The sequence below is a fragment of the Streptomyces sp. NPDC002130 genome, assembly GCF_040296465.1.
In the GTDB taxonomy this organism is placed as follows: domain Bacteria; phylum Actinomycetota; class Actinomycetes; order Streptomycetales; family Streptomycetaceae; genus Streptomyces.
This window is the reverse complement of the sequence record NZ_JBEOXI010001091.1, coordinates 1-1,158: the sequence shown is the minus strand read 5'-3', so window position 1 is coordinate 1,158 and position 1,158 is coordinate 1. Positions and strand designations below refer to the sequence as shown.

Below are 1,158 nucleotides of genomic sequence, written 5' to 3'. Positions count from 1 at the left end.
CTCACCGGGCACGCTCACGGTGCTACCGGAGACGGTGGTGAACTGGGCGGGTGCGCTCGTGCCGGTGGGTGCCCCGGGGGCGGGCGGTGCGGAGTCTCAATCCGAGAAGCTTTCCGGCATACATGGTCCCGGCGATACCGAGGAACACTATCGCCACCACAACCGCGATCACTCCCCAACCCAAACCGATGATGTCGGAGAACATCAATTGCAGCCCGAGCAGAGCGATCCCCACCCGAAGTAGTCGTTTCGCCGAGAATGCCAGACCAGGTTGGAGTTTTGCCGGCAAGGCAACGGTATTCGCCAACACCGCACCCGCGACAATCGCAATCAGCAGCGGACTCACGGCGGAGGTGAACCGACCGGCTACCAGTGCGACCGCAGCCCCCAAGGCGCACAACGCAACTCCGGGCGTCAATGCGGCGAGGTTCGACCACCGTCGCACTTCTGACGAAGGGGCGACTGCGGGTTTCTCGGCCACGGACTTCACATCACGGTTCACCCATCCAGAGTCCTTCAGCCATCATCGTCCCGGTAGGGCGATTTCTACCATCACGGCATATCAGATCGATATGGAAAGGGTGCTGGGTATAGCCTGTCTGCATGACCAGAAGGTGGCCCGACCTCACCACTCTCGAGCTACTTGTCGGTATCGACGATCATGGAAGCCTCAGTGCTGCAAGCCGTCTGGCTCACATCGCACAGCCGAATGCCAGCCGCGCCGTCAAAGCCCTCGAGCGGCAGCTCGGGATGCCACTCATACACCGAAAGTCGACGGGGGCAACCTTGACTCCGCAGGGGACCGTCATCGTCCACTGGGCGCGCCGCGTCCTCGCCAACTCGAGGCAGCTTCTCGACGTCGCCGAAGGGATGCGGACCGAACGATCGGCGGAATTGACCGTCTGCGCCAGCATGACCGTCGCCGAACATCTGATCCCTGCCTGGCTCGGCGTCTTTCGATCGCTGCATCCCGGTGTCACCGTCCACCTCCAGGTCTACAACTCGACACGCGTACTCGAAGCCGTCGAAGTAGGAATGTGTGACCTCGGATTCGTCGAGTGCCCGAGGGGGCCGTGCAGCTCGGCCTGATCGCCTACACGGCCCAGCAGGCCGGCACGGCGGCCAGGACGGGGGCGCGCAGTGCGTCGCTGGACGGTC

General features: G+C 63.6%; 2 protein-coding genes and 1 pseudogene. 2 read left to right on the top strand and 1 reads right to left on the bottom strand.

The window, feature by feature from the left end:
• Positions 1–22 precede the first annotated feature (22 nt).
• The gene (locus tag ABT116_RS48680) at positions 23–445 is read right to left on the bottom strand and encodes a putative sulfate exporter family transporter (RefSeq protein WP_351647985.1); all 423 of its coding nucleotides are present in this window, start codon (positions 443–445) and stop codon (positions 23–25) included.
• Positions 446–603: 158 nt separating this feature from the next.
• Here ABT116_RS48680 and ABT116_RS48675 point away from each other — a divergent pair, with 158 nt between their 5' ends.
• Both ABT116_RS48675 and ABT116_RS48670 read left to right on the top strand, forming a co-directional pair.
• Entirely contained in the window at positions 604–1,089 is a 486-nt protein-coding gene (locus tag ABT116_RS48675) for a LysR family transcriptional regulator (RefSeq protein ID WP_351647983.1), read from the top strand.
• A pseudogene (locus ABT116_RS48670) lies at positions 1,050–1,158 on the top strand (TadE/TadG family type IV pilus assembly protein); the annotation flags it as partial. The gene ABT116_RS48675 and the pseudogene ABT116_RS48670, both read left to right, overlap by 40 nt.